Here is a 21,838-nt window from a genome sequence, read left to right on the forward strand (position 1 = left end):
TTATTCAGAACTTTCGAGGATGTGTTTCACTGTTTAATTATCAAGGATCTTTGCCGTTCTGACTCGGATCAGCTCGTTTATTTTATCACAGAACTTTTCGTTTGTCAAGAACTTTTTTATTTATTTTTTGAAGTTCTTTCGAACTTCTCTGCTGTTCTCTCGATCAGCAACTCGTTTATTTTATCAAACTCATTTGCTTTTGTCAAGAACTTTTTTCAAGTTTTTTGAAGCAGTTTTTGCAACCCGCGGCAGCCACCCGGCTCCGAACTAGGTTTTTCTGTTTCAAAAGAACTCATTCACTGTAGCTCTCGCTGACAGCTTAGTTATAATAACACCGCCCAAAGCAAAAGTCAACACCTTTTTTCGAATTTTCTTATTTTTAGAAAAATATAGTTAATTCTGTATATTCATTCTTTTATCTAACTACTTGTTAAATGCAAAAAATCAACAGAAAACACTTTCTGTGACATCCTCCACCACCTGTAGAGGTGGGGGCTTCCCTAACCTCGGTAGGTTTGGTTCTCGTTCGATAGCACCAATGTGCTAAGCATAGGCGAGCTATCCCCGTGTGTCCCACGGTTTTATTATATTACGTTACGGTCATGCCACTACCAGCCGCATTCCCTCATTTCTGATATTAACAGCCGCATTTACATCTCTGTCGTGATGGGTTCCGCACTGCGGACAATCCCACTCTCTGACCGCAAGTTTTCTTGTCTCTGCGTTCCTGTAACCACAAACTGAACAAATCTGACTGCTGGCGAAAAATTTGTCCACCTTCACAAGTTTTTTACCCTGTTCCTCAAGTTTGTATTTCAAGAACCCTGTGAACATTCCCCACCCGTTATCTGAAACAGATTTTCCAAAGTTCAGCATCTGTGACATTGCTTTCATATCTAGGGATTCTATACATACACAATCATAAGCATTTGCTAGCTGCCTTGACAGCTTATGCAGAAAATCCTTTCGTTGACTGGAAACCTTTTCGTGGAGTTTTGCCACCTTGATTCTCTGCTTGCTACGGTTGTTCGAACCTTTCTGCATTTTGGAAAGTCTGCGCTGCTCCCTCACTAATTTTTCCTCTACATTCCTGTAATACTTCGGATATGCAGGTTCATTCCCGTTGCTGTCACGATATAATTCATGCATGGAAAAATCTAACCCCAGAAAACTCTGCATCTCTTTTTCCTGTACTTGATTTTCATACTCAAAAAGAATACTTGCATAATATTTTCCGCCTGGTGTCTGGCTTACTGTTACAGATTTTAATTTGTATTCTTTCGGAACAGCTCTGTGTTGTTTTAACCGGACTTGGCCGGCTTTCGGCAATTTCAAATATCCATTCAATATGGCAATGTTTCCGTTGATACAGATCGTTGAATAGCTCTTTTTATTCTGTTTTTTAGATTTAAACTTTGGAAAACCTGTCTTCGGCTGTTTGAAAAAATTCTGAAATGCCGTATCAAGATGCCGAAGCGATTGTTGTAATGCGACACTGTCTACTTCCCTCAAAAATGCGTATGCTTCTGTTTTCTTCATTTCAGCCATTTCTTTTGCACAAACCGTGTAAGTTACCGCGGTTTTGTCCTCCTCATACTGCCTGATTTTTCTGGCAAGCCAATGGTTGTACACCATTCGGACACAGCCGAACGTTCTGGCAAACAAAACTTTCTGCACATCGTCGGGGTATATTCTGAATTTATATGCTTTGTTTGCCATGTTGGTCACTTCCTTTTTCGATCCGTTTGTCCCTGACTTTCAATGTATTTTTTGATTACTTCCATCGGGGCACCGCCCGTTGTGAGCAGGCAAAAACTCTGGCTCCAGAAATGTTCTTTCCATAATTTTTGCTTTATCTGTGGAAATTCTTTTTTCAGAAGTCTGCTGCTTGCACTTTTATATGCGTTTATGAACTTGCTTATTTCTGTATTTGGATGCGCCTTGAAAAGTATATGCACATGGTCTTTATCGTGATTCCATTCTTCAAGGGTGATATTGTAATTTGGAGCAATATACGCAAAGATCTCTTTTGCCCTGCCGGAAATTGCGTCATCAAAAACCTGTCTGCGGTACTTAACCACAAGAACAAGATGATAGTGCAGCAAAAACACTGAATGTGCATTATTATCCAAATCCATTGTATTTCGACCCCTTTCTGCCATTCGACTGATTCTATTATACCATGATTAGAACCCACTATCAAGAAGGTAACGGACGCAATTCATCTCCCACCTTAGAGGTCGGAGTCTTCTTGCTGAAAGAGGATAAAAGTCCGTTTTCTGCTGACTTTTCTTCTTATTATTAGTCAAGCGGATATTCGCAATCCGTTTCGCTACTTGCTCATAACCGAATAACTGCTTCGCAGCTTATCAGGAGTGACTTGTACCACTCCTGATACAAACAAGTCCCAACCCACTGCTTATTGCTCCACGCAATGGAAGCAGGGGACTTGCTTGATTCGATTAAATCACTTTCGTCGTCCACTCCGAGCAGTCCCATACGCTGGTTGCCAGGCCATCATAAAATTCCGGCTCATGGCAGACCATAAGAACAGTTCCTTTGTACTCTTTCAGTGCGTTTTTTAACTCCTCTTTTGCGTCTACATCGAGATGGTTGGTCGGCTCATCGAGGACAAGAAGATTGGTTTCGCGATTGATCAGTTTACAGAGGCGAACTTTTGCCTGTTCTCCTCCTGAGAGCACACGCACCAGGCTTTCAATGTGCTGTGTGGTAAGACCGCATTTGGCAAGCGCTGCACGGACTTCATACTGAGTATAGGATGGAAATTCTTCCCAGATTTCCTGGATACAGCTGTTGGTGTTGCCTTTTGGCATTTCCTGCTCGAAATATCCGATTTCCAGATAATCGCCAAGCTCCACGTCTCCGCCAAGGGACGGGATCAAACCGAGGATACTCTTTAAGAGCGTTGTTTTTCCAATTCCGTTGGCACCGGTGAGCACGATCTTTTCGCCACGCTCGATCGCAAAGGTCAGCGGTCTGGAGAGCGGTTCTTCATAGCCGATCACAAGTTCTTTTGCAGTCACAACGAAGCGGCCCGAAGTGCGCGCAGTGCGGAAATGAAATTCCGGCTTTGGTTTTTCTTTCGCAAGCTCGATCACATCCATCTTATCCAGCTTCTTCTGCCGTGACATAGCCATATTTCTGGTTGCCACACGGGCTTTGTTTCGTGCCACGAAATCCTTCAGTTCACTGATCTCCTGCTGCTGACGGTTATAGGCAGCTTCCTTCTGCGCTTTTTTGACCGCATAAACCTCCTGGAAGTGATCGTAATCACCAACATAACGATTCAGCTCTTTGTTTTCCATATGATAGATCAGATTGACAACACTGTTCAGGAATGGAATATCGTGAGAGATCAGAATGAAGGCATTTTCATACTCTTCAAGGTATCGTTTCAGCCAAGTGATATGTTCCACATCCAGGTAGTTGGTCGGCTCATCCAAAAGAAGGATGTCCGGTTTTTCCAAAAGTAATTTTGCCAGAAGTACCTTCGTTCTCTGTCCGCCGGAAAGTTCGGTGACATCGCGTTCGAGACCGATCTCTTCAAGACCAAGCGCACGGCCAATCTCTTCTATTCTGGAATCCAGAATATAAAAATCATGTGCATCCATCATCTCCTGGATCACGCCGAGTTCTTCCATCATTGCATTCAGCTCGTCCTCGGAGGCATCGCCCATGGAATCGCAGATCGTGTTCATCCGCTCTTCCATCTCGTACAACCAGGAAAAAGCACTTTTTAACACATCACGGATCGTCATACCTTTTTCCAGAACGGTATGCTGGTCCAGATAGCCGACACGGACGTTTTTTGCCCACTCAACCTTTCCCTCATCCGGCATCAGCTTTCCGGTGATGATGTTCATAAAGGTTGATTTTCCCTCGCCATTTGCACCTACCAGACCGATGTGCTCCCCCTTTAGCAGGCGGAACGATACATCTTCAAAAATCGCACGGTCGCCGAAGCCGTGGGACAGATGTTCTACATTTAAAATACTCATGCATAAATTCTCCTTCTTCTGTTGTATTGGAATTTTCCGATCTCCTGACCGTTTTCTTTTTCATATTATAGTCTGAATCATTATATAGGGAAATTCCCTCTTTTGGCAAGCTTTTTCTATACCGTCCCAGGCTTTTATCCCGTATCCGGAAAGTATCCTTTTCCGCAACAAAAAAGAAGAACTCCTTCGGAAAAAGGTTCTCCTCTCAGAATTCTTCTTTTTGTTTTTTTGTTCCAAAACCATAACCATTTCGGAATTTTAAGAACACTTCTTCTTTTGTCCATACACCCACTCCGCATACATTTCTTTTACGGATGGATACACATACTCCACAAGATACTGCGAGTTCTGCATTTCTTCACGCGTAGATTCACCGGAAAGCACAAGTGCTGCAGAAATGCCCGCCATGTTGGCGCACGCAATGTCCGTATAGAGACGATCTCCCACAAGAACAGCCTCATCGCGCGTTCTGCCTGTCATATCAAGTGCCATCTCAACCATCCGTATGCCTGGTTTTCCGATATAAGTCGGCATACGATGGATCGCATGACCGATCATCTCGCAGATGGAACCGCAATCCGGCACGTAGCCGAATTCAATCGGACAAGCATAGTCCGGGTTCGTTGCAGCGTAATCGAGCTCCGGGCGCTCTATCAACAGCCGACAGATATCCGTCAGTTTTTGATACGTCAGTTCATTGTCATAGCTTGCAAGCACACACGCAATTCCTTCTTTCTCCGGATCGCGGGTGGTACACACACCGAAGCTCTCCAATTCCCGGATCAGAGAGTCCGTTCCCAGCACATAGACGGGACGGGATCCATATTTCTGCTTCAGATAATGCGCTGTTGCAACAGAAGCCGTCAGAAAGTTCGCGCTTGTTGTCGGGATGCCCAGCTTTGCAAATTTTTTCCGGTAATCTGCTACGCTCATCGTCGTATTATTTGTGATAAACACATAATCTCCGCCGTACTCGGACAGTCCGTTTAAAAACCGGTCTGCTCCCGGAATCAGACGGTTCCCCACGCAGATGGTTCCGTCGATATCCAAAAGGAACAGCTTTTTTTCTCCAATCGGTATCACTTCGCGTTGCGGCAGGAAACGGCCACATCCGGATAATTAGTGATGACTGCGTCAACACCGGCCTCCATCAGACGCTCGATCTCCGCCTTATCATTGACCGTCCACACATGCACCGCAAGATCGCTTTCCACATACCGCTGAAGAAAGTCTGCCATCTGCACATGAAAGGTTGCCGGATGAAGAGCTCCTGTTCCGATTTTTTTCGCATAATTCACGACATCATAAATAATATCTGCGTAGAGGATGCCGGTGCTGGCTTTCGGATCCAGTTCCAGAATTTTTGCAATGCTGTAATGGTTAAAGGAAGAATAAATCACGCGATCTTCCATCTCCATCTCTTTTGTCAGCTCGAGTACCTTTTTTTCCAGGTCTTTATACCAGAAAATACCGGTTTTCAGCTCGACATTGATCGTCATTCCCGTTGGTTTTAATGCTTCATATACTTCGCGAAGCGTCGGAATTTTTACATCCTGATACTCCGGATGTGTCTTATTAAAGTTCAGGATCTTTAATTCCGCAAGCGTATAATCTTTGACAAATCCGCTTCCGTCACTGACCCGGTCGATTTCCTCATCGTGGACAACAACCATCTCGCCATCTTTTGTCAGCTGTACATCCAGTTCCACACCGTCTGCTCCCTGCTCTGCTGCAAGAAGAAACGCTTCCAGTGTATTTTCCGGTGCATATGCACTGGCTCCTCTGTGTGCCCATACTTTTGTTTTCATCTCGTATCTGTCCTCCATTTTCCGTTCCCATTTCCAAACCTGCACTCTTTTCTATCTTTTTTCCCGGCTGCAGCTTTTTTCTTTTATCGTAAACCCTGAAAATAAGTCAAGCGGATATTCGCAATCCGCTTTGCTACTTGCTCATAACCGAATAACTGCTCCGCAGTTTATCAGAAGGAGCTTGCACTCCTCCTGATACAAGCAAGTCCCCACCCACTGCTTATTGCTTCACGCAATGGAAGCAGGGGACTTACTTGATTCGGTTAAAAAAAGCGGTACTGACTCTTTTGCATTATTTGGCGGCTTACTATAAATCCGGAAACACGCCGGATTTTTGTCTCCGACGCATTTCCAGTCATATCTGAAAAATCATTTCCGTAACTCGGATCTTCCCCTTCATAGAAACCGTTCAAACACGCTTTGGGAACTCGTTTTTCTTCACTATAGGACGAAATCTTATTTTTGTAAAGCCTGTCTCTTATTCATTTACCAGATTATAGTCCTCGATGGAGCTGTTGATCTGGGAAGCCATTGATTCTACTGCTTTCTCCGGAGTCTCGTTTCCGTTGATCATATTCTCGATTTCTGTTTCCACAATCTGTCTTGCCTCCGGGAATACAGAGAGAAGTGCGCCGGCGTACTGCGGCTTGGAATCGTGCAGCTGGTCGATTGCGGTCTGGAACTGCGGATACTGTTCTACATTATCTTTAAAGGTCTGCTCCTCATCAGCAGCTGTTGTTACTGGGAAGTAACCCGTCTCGGCATTCCAGTATGCCTGAGATTCCGGGGAAATCAGGAATTTAATAAATTTCCAGGTAGCTGCTGCTTTTGCATCATCGTTGTTGTTCAATGCCCAGAGAGATGCTCCTCCGATGGAAACACCGCCCTCATCGCCGTCCTTGATTGTCGGGAAATATGCGGTTCCAACTTCGAAGCTTCCATTGACATCCTGTAAAATCTGCTTCAGAGATGCGGTAGAGCCAAGGGTGATCGCTGCTTTTCCGGAAGTAAAGTCTGTCGTTGCGGTATCACTTCCGGCACGGCCTACGTTTGGTGCAACGTCGGCATCGTTCAGGGCTTTCCACTCATTTAAGATGTTGAGCGCTCCGCCGTTGGAATCAAATTCAACTGCAGTAGCAGCGGCATCACGGCCATTTCCATTATCCGCATAGGAAAGTCCCTGTTTACAGAGCCACTGTTCGAAATACCATCCATAGATGGAGAGTGCCAGCGGTTCACCGGCTCCGCCCTTTGTTTTCAGATCATCACCGATAGCAAGAATTCCTTCCAGGCTTGTCGGAACCTCAGTGATCCCTGCTTTTTCAAACATATCTTTGTTGTAATACAGAATCGGTGTGGACGAATTGAATGGCATCGAGTACAGCTCATTGTTTACCGTATAATAAGCAGCGATATTCGGCTCGATCTGGGAAATGTCATAGCCATCTGCATTAATCAGCTCCTGCATCGGAATGACCCAGCCGGAATCAATCATAAAGCGTGTTCCGATATCATAAATCTGTACCAGGTCTGCTCCCATATTTCCGATCTGTGCACTTTTCAGTTTGTTAATCGTATCATCATATTCTCCCTGATAAACCGCCTCAACGGTAATGCCATCGGTATTCTCTTCATTGAATTTATTGACAAGATAATCCATTGCCTCGCCATTGACACCGCCCATGGAATGCCAGAAGGTAATCGTGGTTCCCTTCGTATCCTGGTTTAAATCCGGTGCTTCTGCGCCATCTGCCGTACTTCCTGCCTCTGTGCTGGCTGTGGTTTCATCTGTTGTCGCACTCTGTGCCTCACTCGTTGTTTTTCCGCCTCCGCATCCGGTAAGCGCCATAGCTGCCATAGAAGCCGCAAGAATTGATGCAATCACTTTTTTCTTCATTTTTTTCTCCTCGTTTTTCATACAGTTTTCTATTCTTTTTTCTGTCACAGGAATCAGCCCTTGACTGCTCCCGAAAACATTCCTTTGATTAAGGCCTTCTGGCCCACGATAAAGATGGAAATGGATGGAATGATAATCATTACCACGCCCGCCAGCATCAGGGTAATCGACTGTGCGTCGACGCTGTTCAGCATACTGATACCAATCTGTACGGTACGCTTGCTGTCCGAACCTGTAACCAGCAGCGGCCACATGTACATATTCCATGCATTGATAAAGGTGTAAACCGCCATTGCTCCCATTGCTGACTTTGTCAGCGGCATCAGGATTTTTACGATAAACCGCAGATTCCCGCAGCCGTCCAGCTTCGCCGATTCATAAAGAGAAACCGGAAAAGTCATGTAGAACTGGCGGAACAGGAAAATTCCCATTGCAGAGGTAAGAGAAGGCAGAATCAGAACAATATAGGTATCGAGCAGTCCGAGACTTCCTACCGTCAGATAATTGGAAATAATGGTTGCCTCACCCGGCACCATCATGGTCGCCATTACCAGCATAAACAGAATATTTTTCCCTTTGAAATCCAGGAAAGAGAAGGCAAATGCCGCAAGAGAACACGTTACAATCTGACCCAGCGTAATGCTGCCCGCAACCAAAAATGAGTTCAGGACAAAGCGTACCAGCGGAATTTTATGAAATGCTTCCACGAAATTTTCCAGCGTCGGATGTTTTGGCACGATGTTCATTGCCATTGTGTAAAGCTCGCCGGACGGCATAAACGCTACACTGATGGTATAAAGCAGCGGAAACAGCATAAACAGACAAACGATCAGGTTCATGGTAACCAACGCTGTTTTCTGAAGCATTTTCTTTCTTTTTGCTTTTGCATTCATTGCCAGATGCAGTGCCTGCAGCTCCTCTGCAGAATAAGTTTTTGGTCCGGCAATCGTAGTTGCTATTGTAGACATCAGTATTTTACTCCTCTCTTTTCCATGCGGAACATAACCAGGGTAAGCGCCATGACAATCAGAAACAAAACAACGGACTGTGCGGCTGCGCTTCCAAACCGGTAATTAAAAAACGCATCACGGTATATCGAATATACAATCAGGTTCGTGGATTCTCCCGGTCCTCCCTGTGTCAGGATTTTCACCTGTCCGAATGACTGGAATGCCTGAATAATGTTAACAACCAGTGTGTAGAACATGATCGGAGAAAGCCCCGGCAGTGTCAGCTTAAAAAATTTCTGTACTGCATTCGCTCCATCTACAGAAGCACGCTCATAAATCGAATCATCAATGTTTCCAAGTCCCGCCGAAAAATACAGGAAATTGATGCCACTGTTCAGCCATGCCGTAAGGACAGCCACACAGATCAGCGCATATTTCGGATCACTGACCCAGTTAATGCTCACATGCAGCAATTTGTTTACGATACCGATCGTGGGATTTAAAATAATCTTGAAAATCATGGCGCCTGAGCTCGATGCTACTGCCATTGGGAGTGCATAGGAAGTACTGAATACCCGGATTCCCGGGAAAGCCTTGCTGCAAAGAACTGCTCCCAGAAGGCCAAGCGCCATACTTCCGACTACAACAATCGCCACAAATTCCAGTGTAACCCAGAGACTGTTGTAAAAGGATGGATTCGATAATAAGCTTTTATAGTTATCCAGTCCCACATACAATTTCGCTTCTCCAAGCTTGTTTGTCTTATACAGGCTCAGATAAATGGTTTTAAAAAACGGATAAAACAGAAAGATGCTAAAGATCACCATACTCGGGATTAGATACATATAAACTTCTGCTTTTTTACACTTTTCGATTACTTTTTTCACTTCTTGCTCCTTCTTATGCTGTTGCACGTTCTTCTTTTTCAACCGGCAGAGATAAAATATTTTCTTCTGTAAACGGATCAAAGATCTGTGCTTTCTCCATATCTGCATACAATGTAATGCTTTCCTTTACAGTAACCGGCACCTCGGAAGGCACTCTTGCTGTAATCAGATTTTTTCCGGTATTCATATGCAGATACGCTTCTGCACCGATCATCTCCCGCAGGTCAACAAATGCCTTCAACTGATTCTCTTCGTAACAGATCCGATGTGCGGAAGCGGTTGTTTCGTCCTGTAAATCCTCCGGTCTCAGACCTAAGATCACCATTTTTCCGAGATAAGCGCGACGAAGCACCATTTCGTTCTCTCCTTTTGCACGAAGGGTAACTCCTCCGTCTGCCTCCAGATAAACCGCTCCGTTTCTTTCCATCACCATCGTTTCCATAAAATTCATACTCGGAGCTCCGATAAAACCAGCCACAAATTTGTTTGTCGGATGGCGGTAAATCCGCTCCGGTGCATCCGCCTGCTGCACAACACCGTCTTTCATAACAATAATTTTTGTACCAAGCGTCATCGCCTCCGTCTGATCATGGGTAACATAAATCACCGTCGTTTTCAGTTCCTTATGTAATTTTGCCAGCTCCACCCGCATCTGTGCCCGCAGCTTCGCATCCAGATTTGAAAGCGGCTCATCCATTAAAAATGCTTTCGGCCGTCTCATAATTGCGCTTCCAATCGCAACTCTTTGTTTCTGACCACCGGAAAGTGCTGCCGGTCTCCGGTCAAGTAAATGCTCAATTCCAAGCATTTTAGCTGCCTCATGTACCTTTTTATCAACTTCATCCTTGGGCTGTTTCCGGATTTTCAGAGAAAACGCCATGTTTTCATATACCGTCATATTCGGATAAAGCGCGTAGTTCTGAAATACCATCGAAAGATCGCGATCCTTTGCTTCTACATAATTACAAAGCTGTCCATCAATCCAGAGCTCCCCGCTCGTAATCTCCTCAAGACCGGCAATCATCCGAAGCGTCGTCGATTTTCCGCAGCCGGAAGGTCCAACAAAAATCACAAACTCCCGATCCGGTATTTCAAGCGAAAAATCCTGAACCGCATAATGTTCCTTATCATAAGATTTACAGACATTCTTCAACACAATATTTGACATTCGTTTTTCTTCCTCCTCGTCTTGTCGAGATTCATTATACCTTTCCTTCCGTAAAGCTCACTACCACCGCTTTGTAAAATATCCGTTAATAAAATAACCGGTTACTTTACAAAAAATGTCCACATTTTCCCTTATCTCCGTCTCCATCCCCTTCTTTTCCAGCCACTCTTCCAGATCACTCTTTGTAAAATCCCCGAAAATCACCCGCAAAACCAATTTTCAAAACAAATTCTGAATAGCCATTCCTTTTCCCAATACCCAACAGATTATTTTTGACACAAAAAAACGCCGCAACTCTCAAAGCTGCAGCTCTTTCTCATCACAACATACCATATTCTTCTTTCATGTCAACGCAGTGGGCGCTCCCGCTCCCACATCCGTGTCCGTCCTTCACACAGCCCCGTAACGCACACAAGGGTGATGCGCATTTGCAGGGAGCGTGTAATTCTTAGGTTCTGGCATTTTGCGTTATGCGCCAAAAATCAACTGTCTGAGCGACAGCGAGTTTTGATTTTTGGCGCATGGTTTTAGCAAAATGACAGAGCCTTAGAATTACTAGCTCCCGAAACCGCGCATCACCCTTGTGTGCGTTACGGGGCGTCCGTCCAAACCTATTCCACCGGTTCCGCCGGCACAAACACCCTGCTGTTTTCCTGTTCTTTTGGTTTTTCCGCTCTTTCCGTTGCCTCCCTGCAGAAATACTCCTGTGAATTCACCAGCATCTTTCCGCGCTTATCCGGCTTTGTATACGTTCCGTCTGCCTGTAAAATACTGGCTTTCACATTATCCTTCATCTGGATATCAAGAATATGCATTACTTCTTTCTTGATCTGCTCATCCTCAACCGGGAACACAATCTCCACCCGTTTTTCCAGATTTCGCGGCATCCAGTCCGCGCTTCCCATAAACACCTCTTCATTTCCACCACTGTAGAAGTAGAAAATCCGCGCATGTTCCAGGAAATTGCCGACAATCGAGCGAACGGTAATATTCTCGCTGACACCCGGGATTCCAACCTTCAGACAACAGATTCCCCGGATAATCAGGTCAATCTTTACTCCGGCTGCCGAAGCACTGTAAAGCGCCGCAATAATATCGCGGTCGCATAACGAGTTCATCTTCGCAATAATATGCGCTTTCTGTCCCTTCTTCGCGTGTTCCTCCTCCATAGCAATCAGATGCAGGAATCTGTCTTTCATCCAGAGTGGCGCAACCACCAGTTTGTTCCAGTGATCCGGCTCCGAATAGCCCGAAAGCATGTTAAATACTGCTGTTGCATCCTCACCGATCTTTGCATTGCATGTCAACAGGCCACAGTCCGTATACAGCTTTGCCGTAGAATCGTTATAGTTTCCCGTGCCAAGATGTACATATCTGCGAATGCCTGTCTCCTCGCGCCGAACCACCAGTGTAATCTTACTGTGTGTTTTCAGTCCCAGAAGACCATAAATCACATGGCATCCCGCCTTTTCCAGCATCTTCGCCCAGACAATATTGTTTTCTTCGTCAAACCGTGCCTTTAATTCCACCAGTACGGAAACCTGTTTGCCATTTTCCGCCGCCTGAGCCAGTGCTGCAATAATCGGAGAATTGCCGCTCACACGGTACAGCGTCTGTTTGATTGCCAGTACATCCGGATCCTTTGCTGCCTGTTGTACAAATTGCACGACCGGATCAAACGTCATATAAGGATGATGCAGTAAGATGTCTCCTTTTCGGATGTTTGTAAAAATGTCATCCTCATTCATCAGCGCCGGAACTGCTGCTGGAATGTATTTTGGAATTTTATACTCATCAAAGCCGTCGAGCCCATACATTTTCATTAAAAACGTCAGATCGAGCGGTCCCGGAATCCGGAACAGGTCGTCTTCATCGATGTCAAACTCTTTTTCCAGCATCTTCAGGAGCCGCTTATCCATCTTATCTTCCACTTCCAGACGGATCACTTCGCCCCACTGACGTTTTTTAAGCTGCTTCTGGATCTCTTTTAACAGGTCGGAAGCCTCATCCTCATCGATCGAAAGATCTGCATTTCGCATAACACGGTACGGATGCGCGCAGACCACATCGTAGCTTAAGAACAGCTTTCCAATGTTCCGCTCGATGATCTCCTCCAGAAGAATCACATACCGCTGTCCCGTCTTTTCATCCTGCGGAAGCAGAATAAAACGCGGCAGTACCGAAGGAACCTGAACCGTCGCAAATTCCAGTTCTTTCTCCTTTTCCTTCTCCTTGCCTTTCTTCTCTTTCTTATCCTCCGCACGGCTCAGAAGCGAATCCTCTTTCTTCTGCACCAGTGCACCGATATTCAATGTTTTGTTCCGGATCAACGGGAACGGGCGGGCCGAATCCATGGCCATCGGGGTCAGAACCGGGTAAATGTTTTCCTCAAAATAGGAATCCGCATACTCCGCCTGCTCCTTCGTCAGCTTCTCGTGCTCACTGATAATCGTAAGGCCAACGTGCTCCAGAGACGGAACCGCCGAGCGATTGTACGTATTGTACTGCAGCTGCACCAGCTCATGCGTCCGTTTGCTGATCTCGGTAAGCTGCTCCTTCGCATCCATGCCGGACAGATCCTTTTTCGTATAGTTTGCATGCACCTGGTCTTTTAGTGAAGCCACACGGACCATATAAAACTCATCCAGATTGGAGGAGGTAATGCTGATAAATTTCAGACGTTCAAACAGCGGAATACTCTTATCCCGCGCCTCGTTTAAAACACGCTCGTCGAAGCTGATCCAGCTCAATTCCCGGTTTCGAAAATATTCCGGTTTCTTATATGGTGTTACATCCATCTTGTTCGCCTCCTTACATCTGCCGTTTCATCTTAATAATCGGCTGTATGCTGAATACCTCATTGAAAAAATCTAATTTATCCTGGCACAGTCCCTGCTCCAGTGTGAAATCACGGTCAACCGTCAGAGACAGATGCAGTTCTCTCTCCTTTAAGACAGCGCGGATCGACTGGATTTTCTGCAGGTGACTCCGATCTAGTGCATTCGCCAGACGGACGATTGCTGTCAACTCCGATACGGTCAGATACTGTTCTGCACTAAGCGACGATTCCATCACCAGCTCATCGTAGGATGGAAGCACTGCCGTATTGTATTTTGCAATCAGTGCGACCATCTCCCGTTCAATATGGGACAGTCCGATGATTTCGTTTGACATGATAATATTATAGGAAGAATCCGCTACATTATTAAGGCTGATGTATTTTCCGACATCGTGCAGCATCACCGCCATCCGAAGCAGCAGCCGCTCGCGTTCTTTCATGCCGTGCATCTTTTTCGTCGCATCAAACATGGCAAGCGCCGTCATCTCCAGATTCTGGACGTGCGGCCGGTTTACGGCGTACCGTTTTCCGATATTTTTTGCCGCCATCAGAATATCATTTTCGAAATTATGACCGCCTTTCAGCAGTTTCATCTGCTCCGCATACTCGTATGCAATACCACGTGTCATATGCACGCCCGGAATCCAGATATGCTCCGCACCCATCATATCAATCAGACATTTATAAATCACAGCAGACGGATACATCAGTGAAGCGTTTTCCAGCGGAATACCAAGTTTTACGGCGAGCTCCATCGGTGACTGGCGGATAATTTTCTCATACCAGGTATTAAAGTTTTCGCGGGAAATGATTTTTGTAGTTTTTTCTTCAATGTTCTGATAAACACTGTCGGTGAAAACATCGCCGATCAGCATAATGTTTTCAATTTTACGGTCTTTCAGATACATCTTTTTAAAGCTTGATACCTCGTTCCAGATCAGCTCCTCGACCATCTCTTCGTAATGTTCCGTCTCACTCTGAATTCCGGCAAGACGCTCGCGGATGCGAAGACTTCCCATGCGGATGTTCTGTGTTGTGACAAGTGCATCCTTGTCGAACAGGGAAATCTGAAAACTGCCACCGTCAAGATCGAGAATCGCAGTTCCCTTTTCAATGATCTTGTTAAAATTGTCCTCCATCGCCGCGAGCGCTTTATAGCTAAGAAAACGCTGCTCCGAGTTGGAGAGAACCGTGACAGAAAGACCGGTCAACTGATGAATTTTTCCAAGGACATAGAGACTGTTCGACGCCTCACTGATCGCACTGGATGCCGTTGCACGGTAATCGTCCACGCGATAGCCTTCCATAATCCGCACAAAATCTGCGAGTACACGGCACAGCTCTTCTTCCATTTCCGGGCGAATTTTTCCCAGCGTGTACGTATCTTTTCCAAGCTCCATCCGGTGGCAGATCTTATCCACGCTCCGGATCCCCTGCTTTTTGGAGATCTCGAAAATCTCCAGAATGACGTCGTAGCTGCCGATATCAATGGCAGCAAATGTGGAATACTGCATATATGCTTTTCCTCCTTCTTTTTCAAAGGATATCCCAAAAAGCCCGCTCCCAATACCAAGCGGACTTTTTGACCTTTTTCTTTTTACTGTTTTCCGAGCAGATAATCGATAAACTGCTGTGCGGTACGGCCGGACAGACCGCCGTGGGACAGTTCCCATTTATTTGCTTCTGCTAAAAGCTCTTCCTCGCTTAACTTCACGCCGTAGCGGTCTGCCAGAACGGAAACGATCTTCTGGAACTCTTTCTTATCCGGCGCACCGAAATAGATGCTGACACCGAAGCGGTATACCAGGGACAACTTCTCCTGTACCGTATCGGAGGTGTGCATATCCTGTCTCGTTCCCTCTTTGTCGCTGTAGTTCTCCTTGATCAGGTGGCGGCGGTTGGAGGTCGCATAGATGAGGATATTGTCCGGGCGTTTTTCCAGACCTCCCTCGATCACAGCTTTCAGGTATTTGTACTCGATCTCAAACTCCTCGAAAGAAAGATCGTCCATGTAGATAATGAATTTATAATTTCTGTTTTTGATCTGCGCAATCAGCTCGTTCAGATCCTGGAATTGATGCTTGTAAACCTCGATCATACGAAGTCCCTGATCGTAATACTCATTCAGGATACCTTTAATGCTGGAGGATTTTCCGGTTCCGGCATCACCAAAAAGCAGGCAGTTGTTGGCTTTTTTGCCCTCGACGAACGCTTTCGTGTTGTCGATCAGCTTCTGCTTTGGAATTTCGTAGCCGACAAGGTCGGAAAGGCGCACATCCGGGATGTTGGTGATCGGGATGATCTCAACATTTTCGCCAACGTGTGCGATGCGGAATGCTTTGTGCAGTCCCAGTTTTCCTACTCCAAAGTCTTTGTAGAACTGAATCATATCATCCATAAATTCGTCGACAGATTCTGCTTTTGCAAGACGGATGGCCAGTTCGCAGATGCGGTCGCGGACTTCTTTGTTGAACAGCTTGTTCGGGCTGTCGGTGTTCTCGTAATCGCTGATGACGGAAGCATCGCCGGATTCGAAAATTTCGTCGAAAACACAGATATCGAAATCGAACAGCTCTTTGAAACGGACAAAATCATGTTTTGCCATCTGGTTGATGCTTCCCTCGACTTTTCCGACAATCTCGCAGGAGGTAGAAAATGCATTTTCTTTGTTGACCAGAAGATATGTCAGATAATCGTGCCAGAGATTTCCGGAGAAGCCGTAGCGATTTGCCATCTCGACAAGGCGGTTCAGTGCCTCATAAAACTGCGGCTCATATGCGCTCATATTCTCACGGAACCGGCGGTCCTTCAGGGAAATCTGAGCATTGACCAGTTTTTTGTAGGTCTCCACCAGTATCGTCATATCGCGCAGTACCTCCCCCTCTGCGAAATCGCGGTAGAGGATACATTCTTCTATTCTAATCATCTTTTGTCTCTTCCTTCCTGTCATTTTTCATTTTATTTATGCGAAAAGGCCGCTTGGTACGGCCCTCTCTTCTGGATTAATAATTTCCGAAAATCCGGAATTTCGCGGATTCTGCCTGCAATCCGCGCAGTGCGTTTTTGACTGCCGGATCGCTTAAGTTCCCCTCGAAATCCACGAAGAAACGGTACTCCCATTTCCGCTGCGGAATCGGGCGGGACTCGATTTTGGTCATGTTCAGATCGTTGTAAATAAAATGTGCCAGTGCGTTGTAAAGAGAACCGCTCTGATGCGGCAGTTCCATGCATACGCTGATTTTCTGTGCATCTTTTACAAAGCGTTTCTGCCCAGAAATGATAACAAAGCGTGTCGTATTTCCCTGGGCATCAAAAATACCTTCTTTTAAGATCTGCAGTCCGAAATGCTCTGCAGCGTACGGACTTCCGACGGCTGCCATCGTAAGATCACCGCTCTCGGATACTTCTTTTGCAGCGGCGGCTGTATTGAGACGCTCTTCCGTCTTCCAGTTTTCATTGGAATCCAGGAAACGGCGGCACTGCGCCAGCGCCTGCGGATGGGAAATCACGGTGCGGATCTCCTCAGCCTTTGCTCCCGGCAGTGCCATCAGCACATGCTCCACCGGCAATTCCTGCTCACCGACGATGTAGTGCGGATATTCCACCAGAAGATCATAAATATCGGATACAATGCCTGCTGTGGAGTTCTCGATCGGAAGCACGGCATAATCGGCTTCGCCCCTCGTAATCGCCTCCATCGCCTCTTTCCAGGTATCTACGTGAAAGCTTGTAATCGTATCATCGAAAAATTCTTTCATCGCACCGAAACTGTAGGCGCCCTCCACACCCTGGAAGACAACTCTTTTGCCGTGTGTCGGGAGGTGGTCAACCTGCGTGTAATCGGTCATCTCCTCGCCGCCGTTTTCTGTCAGCAGCTGATACTGGCGTTTCCGGCTGATCGACATGATCTGCTGGAACAGCTCCTGGATGCCTTTTGTATTGAATGCATTTGTTCCCTCGCCTGTCAGCTTTTCCAGCTTCTGGCGCTCACGTTCTGCATCGAAAACGGCTTTTCCTGTCTCTATCTTGTACTGCGCAACCTCCGCCGTCAGCGCCATCCGGTACTGGAACAGGCGGACGATCTCGTCATCGGTGGCATCGATCTCGTCGCGGATTTTTCCTAAGTCTAGCATATCTGGTCCTCCTGATACTCTGCATTTGTTGCAGATATCAATATTTTACTCCATCTCCGCTTAATTTACAAGAAAAGATCTTCCGAAATTCGGCTTTTGTACAATCTTTTTCCTTTTTGACTGCTATTTCACTTTATTTTTTCACATTTCATATTACTCTGCTTTTCGACCTTTTTCCTGCCATTTTTTATCTTGCATTTATCCTGTTTTTGTGTTAAGGTGGAACACAGAAAAAATAAATTACTGTTCACTCAGCAGTGAAACACCTGCTGTTTCGCTGCGTAAGAAAGTGATTCAGGCGTGAGCAGCCCTCCTTTTGCGAAGCAAAACTTTAAATGAGGGCTGCGAATGTTACCGTTCGCAGGGAACCTGTGAACGGTAACAAAAATAAGGATCTTCATAGGAGGTAATATATGCGACACTTAATGAGTCCCCTTGATTTCTCGGTCGAAGAACTGGATCAGTTAATGGATCTGGCGAACGATATTGAAAAGAACCCGGAGAAATATGCACATGCCTGCGATGGCAAAAGACTTGCTACTTTATTTTATGAACCAAGCACACGCACCCGTCTCAGCTTTGAGGCTGCCATGATGAATCTTGGCGGTACTGTTCTTGGTTTTTCTTCTGCCAATTCTTCTTCCGCTTCCAAAGGTGAAAGCGTAGCCGACACCATCCGCGTGGTATCCTGCTTTGCAAATATTTGTGCCATGCGTCATCCGAAAGAAGGCGCTCCGCTCGTTGCATCGATGTACTCCCGTATTCCTGTGATCAACGCAGGTGATGGCGGACATCAGCATCCGACGCAGACTCTTACCGATCTTCTTACCATCCGTTCTTTAAAGGGTCGCCTGAACAATCTTACCATCGGCTTCTGCGGTGATCTTAAATTCGGCAGAACGGTTCATTCCCTGATTGAAGCGCTGGTTCGTTATACCGGCATTAAAATTGTATTAATCTCCCCGGAGGAGCTTCGTCTCCCGGATTACATCCGTGATGATGTGCTGCGGGCGAACAATGTTCCATTTGAGGAAGTTATTAAAATGGAAGATGTTCTCCCGAAGCTGGATGTTCTTTATATGACCCGTGTCCAGAAAGAACGTTTCTTCAACGAGGATGATTACATCCGCATGAAGGATTTCTATATTCTGGATCAGTCCAAAATGGATCTTGCTTCTCCGGAAATGCTGGTTCTGCATCCGCTGCCGCGTGTCAATGAGATCTCCGTTGACGTGGATAATGACCCGCGCGCTGCTTACTTTAAACAGGTTCAGTACGGTGTTTATGCACGTATGGCCCTGATTCTGACGCTGCTGAACATCAAAGTCGATTAAGAAAGGAGCATCTTTCGCTATGCTGAACGTAGGACGTATTGAAGAGGGCTTCGTGCTCGACCATATTAAAGCAGGAAAGGCTATGACCATTTACCATGATCTGGGACTGGACAAGCTGGACTGTACCGTAGCCATTATTAAAAATGCCAAAAGTGAAAAAATGGGAAAAAAGGACATTCTGAAAGTTGAGTGTTCGGTTGATAAGATGGATCTTGACATCTTAGGCTTTATCGATCACAATATCACTGTCAATGTCATTAAAGACGGCGAGATTACGGAGAAAAAAGAACTTCATCTGCCGAAACAGGTGGTTGATGTGATTAAATGTAAAAACCCGCGCTGTATCACCTCTATTGAGCAGGGATTAAAACATGTCTTTATCCTGGCTGACCCGGAAAAAGAGGTTTACCGTTGCAAATACTGTGATGAGAAGTATACAGGAAACAGAAATAAATAAGAGCTGTACGGCAAAGCGCCCGGAACCACGTTCGGTTTCGGGCGCTTTCTTTTATCTTTCCTATGCAGTTTTTGCTTCTTTCGAACCGAGGCACACAATCAGCCAGCCGATGAAGGCCGCAAGAGATGCGCAGATCAGCATCGCGCCAACACCGGCTGCATCGATAAGCCAGCCGCCAAACAGGGAGCTCATTACATTTCCTGCGGTGATGGTCATCGCCATATATGCCTGTCCTTTAATCGAATCCTGCGGCTCCATGATGCCGTCCACGTAATAGACGCAGGCGACGTTGATCAGCGCCCAGCCGAACATCTGGAACGGCTGAGCAGCGTAGTATGTCGGAATATTAAAGGCCAGGAAGGTTCCTATGCTTTTCAGGACAAAAAACAGGCCGGAGAGGCGGAACCAGAAAACACTGCTCTTCTTTTTCAGCAGATAGCCGAACAGAAACATCGTTGGCAGCTCGGAAACTGCAGAGATGGTCATCGCATTTCCCATCTCACCGCTGCCACCACCTTTTGCCATTGCAATCTGATAATTGAAGCTGTTAATCAGGCTATGTGACATAAAGATCAGAATGCAGCCAAGCAGTACTACCGCGAAGGACGGATACCGTTTCAGAAAATCGACCGGACCGGCTGCTCTTGTCTCTTCTTTTTCTGCTTCTGCTTTTTTTCTGTCCTTTTTAAACGGAAAACGAAATACACAGGCGAGAAAAAGAATGGTCAGCGCGATAGCCCAGATCGGAATCATGTCTGCTCCAAAGGATGCGGTCAGCCGGCCGAGCAGCCATGATGCAATCGCATATGCAACGGAACCCATGCCGCGCCCGATTCCGTAATCAAGTTCCTCTCCCTGGCGGATCGTCTCCATACCAAGAGAATTAACGAACGGAATCATCAGCATCAACATCGTAATGCTTGCGCCGTACAGCAGTGTCCTTACCACCATAGAACTGCTTTCTGCCGTTGCAGCAAGGGAAATGACAAGAACAAGCTGAATCAGGTTCGCTCCAAGGAGCATTGTTCGTACGGACGGGCTTTCCGGCCGATCTGCGTAGGATGCCAGCGCAGGCTGCAGAACCGCTGACACGATACAGCCAACTGCCGTCAGAAGGCCGATTTGTGTGTTTGTGAAGCCTTTTTCAAGAAGATAAACGCTGGCATACCCCATCAGTGCCGCGTATCCCATCCAGTAGCAGCCCTGAATCGTGCCGTAGCGCACGGACAGGTGTTTTTTCATGTTTTTGTCCCCCTTTTTCTACAACTTTTCCCTTATCGTAGCGTATTCTGCAGAAAATAGCAACTCAAAATCAACAATAAAACTATTTGGAATTTTTTCGAAATGCTTATTGACTTTTCGCTTTCCATGTGATAAAAAGTATTTAGATGAATTTCTAATTAATTTGCATTCATACTGCCGGAAAGGAGGTTTCCATGGCATTCGCAGAAACGTTTAAAGCTCTCTCCGATCCTGTCCGGCGAAGGATTCTGGAGCTTCTGAAAAACGAAAGACTTTCTGCCGGGGAGATCGGATCGCACTTTGATATGGCAGGTGCAACCATCTCCTACCATCTCGGTATTCTGAAAAAAGCAGACCTTGTGCTGGAATCCCGGGAGAAAAATTTTATTTATTATGAACTCAACACTTCCGTCCTGGAAGAAATCATGCTCTGGATTTCAGAGCTCAAAGGAGGCACTTCTGATGTGGAAAAAATATAAAACAACACTGATTCTGACAACACTCATTTCTCTTTTTCCGATGGTGATCGGACTTCTGCTCTGGAATCGCATGCCGGACACCATTGCCACCCATTTTGGCACAAACAATGTTCCAAACGGCTGGAGCAGCAAAACGATGGCAGTGATCGGTATTCCTCTGTTTCTTGCCGCTCTGCAGATTTTTACCGCTGTTCTCACTTTTTCTGATCCGAAGCGGCAGAACATCGGCCCGAAGATGATCCGTCTTGTTCTGTGGATCATACCTGTAACCTCTCTGATCGTCTGCTGCTCCATCTACGCAAACGCAGTCGGCATCGCAGTTGATATCGGTTTTGTTAGCAATGGGATTGTCGGCCTTCTCTTTATTCTCATCGGCAATTACATGCCAAAATGCAAACAGAACTACACAACCGGCATCAAGGTTCCATGGACCCTTCACAGTCAGGAAAACTGGAACCGCACTCACCGCCTCGCCGGCTGGGTTTGGATCATCGGCGGCGTTGCCATGATCGTAAACAGCTTTCTGCAGCTTGAATGGATTTTATTTCTCACGATCGCAGCGCTGGTTTTGATTCCGATCGGATATTCCTTTCTCCTGTTTAAAAAAGGAATCTAAACCCGGAGA

The 21,838-nt window shown here is 46.1% G+C and carries 18 protein-coding genes; 4 read left to right on the plus strand and 14 right to left on the minus strand.

What is annotated here, in order from left to right; all coding sequences use genetic code 11:
* Window positions 1–600: 600 nt before the first annotated feature.
* The 13 genes from tnpB to pheA all read right to left on the minus strand — a co-directional run bounded on the left by tnpB (window position 601) and on the right by pheA (window position 17,701).
* Window positions 601–1,719, minus strand: coding sequence for an IS200/IS605 family element RNA-guided endonuclease TnpB (tnpB, locus tag DWX32_RS13510; RefSeq protein WP_117802548.1), 1,119 nt, complete (start codon window positions 1,717–1,719; stop codon window positions 601–603).
* Window positions 1,720–1,724: 5 nt separating this feature from the next.
* Window positions 1,725–2,138 (minus strand): IS200/IS605 family transposase, encoded by a 414-nt coding sequence (gene tnpA, locus DWX32_RS13515; protein ID WP_055222090.1) that lies wholly within the window; start codon window positions 2,136–2,138, stop codon window positions 1,725–1,727.
* Window positions 2,139–2,462: 324 nt separating this feature from the next.
* Complete coding sequence (locus DWX32_RS13520; protein ID WP_117802549.1) at window positions 2,463–4,019, minus strand: ABC-F family ATP-binding cassette domain-containing protein; 1,557 nt, start codon at window positions 4,017–4,019, stop codon at window positions 2,463–2,465.
* Between the two features lie 258 nt (window positions 4,020–4,277).
* Window positions 4,278–5,069 carry an HAD-IIA family hydrolase gene (locus DWX32_RS13525; protein ID WP_243037596.1) on the minus strand — a complete coding sequence of 264 codons (792 nt, stop codon included), beginning with the start codon at window positions 5,067–5,069 and terminating at the stop codon, window positions 4,278–4,280.
* A 29-nt stretch (window positions 5,070–5,098) separates the two neighbouring features.
* Window positions 5,099–5,827 (minus strand): glycerophosphodiester phosphodiesterase, encoded by a 729-nt coding sequence (locus tag DWX32_RS13530; RefSeq protein ID WP_117802584.1) that lies wholly within the window; start codon window positions 5,825–5,827, stop codon window positions 5,099–5,101.
* 478 nt (window positions 5,828–6,305) lie between these two features.
* Complete coding sequence (locus DWX32_RS13535) at window positions 6,306–7,724, minus strand: ABC transporter substrate-binding protein (protein ID WP_118594955.1); 1,419 nt, start codon at window positions 7,722–7,724, stop codon at window positions 6,306–6,308.
* Between the two features lie 53 nt (window positions 7,725–7,777).
* The gene (locus DWX32_RS13540) at window positions 7,778–8,590 is read right to left on the minus strand and encodes a carbohydrate ABC transporter permease (RefSeq protein ID WP_416388118.1); all 813 of its coding nucleotides are present in this window, start codon (window positions 8,588–8,590) and stop codon (window positions 7,778–7,780) included.
* A gap of 101 nt (window positions 8,591–8,691) precedes the next feature.
* Window positions 8,692–9,519, minus strand: coding sequence for a carbohydrate ABC transporter permease (locus DWX32_RS13545; RefSeq protein WP_118594956.1), 828 nt, complete (start codon window positions 9,517–9,519; stop codon window positions 8,692–8,694).
* 55 nt (window positions 9,520–9,574) lie between these two features.
* Window positions 9,575–10,729, minus strand: coding sequence for an ABC transporter ATP-binding protein (locus DWX32_RS13550; RefSeq protein ID WP_118594891.1), 1,155 nt, complete (start codon window positions 10,727–10,729; stop codon window positions 9,575–9,577).
* A 611-nt stretch (window positions 10,730–11,340) separates the two neighbouring features.
* Window positions 11,341–13,527 (minus strand): RNA degradosome polyphosphate kinase, encoded by a 2,187-nt coding sequence (locus DWX32_RS13555; RefSeq protein ID WP_118660303.1) that lies wholly within the window; start codon window positions 13,525–13,527, stop codon window positions 11,341–11,343.
* A gap of 13 nt (window positions 13,528–13,540) precedes the next feature.
* Entirely contained in the window at window positions 13,541–15,082 is a 1,542-nt protein-coding gene (locus tag DWX32_RS13560) for a Ppx/GppA phosphatase family protein (protein WP_118660305.1), read from the minus strand.
* An 83-nt stretch (window positions 15,083–15,165) separates the two neighbouring features.
* On the minus strand, window positions 15,166–16,494 hold the full coding sequence (locus DWX32_RS13565) for an ATP-binding protein (protein WP_055228687.1): 1,329 nt from the start codon (window positions 16,492–16,494) through the stop codon (window positions 15,166–15,168).
* A gap of 76 nt (window positions 16,495–16,570) precedes the next feature.
* Window positions 16,571–17,701 (minus strand): prephenate dehydratase, encoded by a 1,131-nt coding sequence (gene pheA / locus DWX32_RS13570; protein ID WP_118660307.1) that lies wholly within the window; start codon window positions 17,699–17,701, stop codon window positions 16,571–16,573.
* A 413-nt stretch (window positions 17,702–18,114) separates the two neighbouring features.
* Here pheA and pyrB point away from each other — a divergent pair, with 413 nt between their 5' ends.
* Both pyrB and DWX32_RS13580 read left to right on the plus strand, forming a co-directional pair.
* Window positions 18,115–19,035 (plus strand): aspartate carbamoyltransferase, encoded by a 921-nt coding sequence (gene pyrB / locus DWX32_RS13575; RefSeq protein ID WP_022462762.1) that lies wholly within the window; start codon window positions 18,115–18,117, stop codon window positions 19,033–19,035.
* A 19-nt stretch (window positions 19,036–19,054) separates the two neighbouring features.
* The gene (locus DWX32_RS13580) at window positions 19,055–19,492 is read left to right on the plus strand and encodes an aspartate carbamoyltransferase regulatory subunit (RefSeq protein WP_022462761.1); all 438 of its coding nucleotides are present in this window, start codon (window positions 19,055–19,057) and stop codon (window positions 19,490–19,492) included.
* Window positions 19,493–19,552: 60 nt separating this feature from the next.
* Here DWX32_RS13580 and DWX32_RS13585 read toward each other — a convergent pair whose 3' ends face one another.
* A complete protein-coding gene (locus tag DWX32_RS13585; RefSeq protein ID WP_118660309.1) occupies window positions 19,553–20,734 on the minus strand; it encodes an MFS transporter in 1,182 nt (393 codons plus the stop codon).
* A gap of 194 nt (window positions 20,735–20,928) precedes the next feature.
* Here DWX32_RS13585 and DWX32_RS13590 point away from each other — a divergent pair, with 194 nt between their 5' ends.
* Both DWX32_RS13590 and DWX32_RS13595 read left to right on the plus strand, forming a co-directional pair.
* Window positions 20,929–21,213, plus strand: coding sequence for an autorepressor SdpR family transcription factor (locus DWX32_RS13590; RefSeq protein WP_022462759.1), 285 nt, complete (start codon window positions 20,929–20,931; stop codon window positions 21,211–21,213).
* Window positions 21,197–21,829 carry an SdpI family protein gene (locus tag DWX32_RS13595; protein ID WP_022462758.1) on the plus strand — a complete coding sequence of 211 codons (633 nt, stop codon included), beginning with the start codon at window positions 21,197–21,199 and terminating at the stop codon, window positions 21,827–21,829. The genes DWX32_RS13590 and DWX32_RS13595 overlap by 17 nt, the downstream gene beginning before the upstream one ends.
* The last annotated feature ends 9 nt before the right edge of the window (window positions 21,830–21,838 follow it).

The organism is Blautia sp. AF19-13LB (genome assembly GCF_003479105.1).
Taxonomy (GTDB): Bacteria; Bacillota; Clostridia; order Lachnospirales; family Lachnospiraceae; genus Fusicatenibacter; species Fusicatenibacter saccharivorans.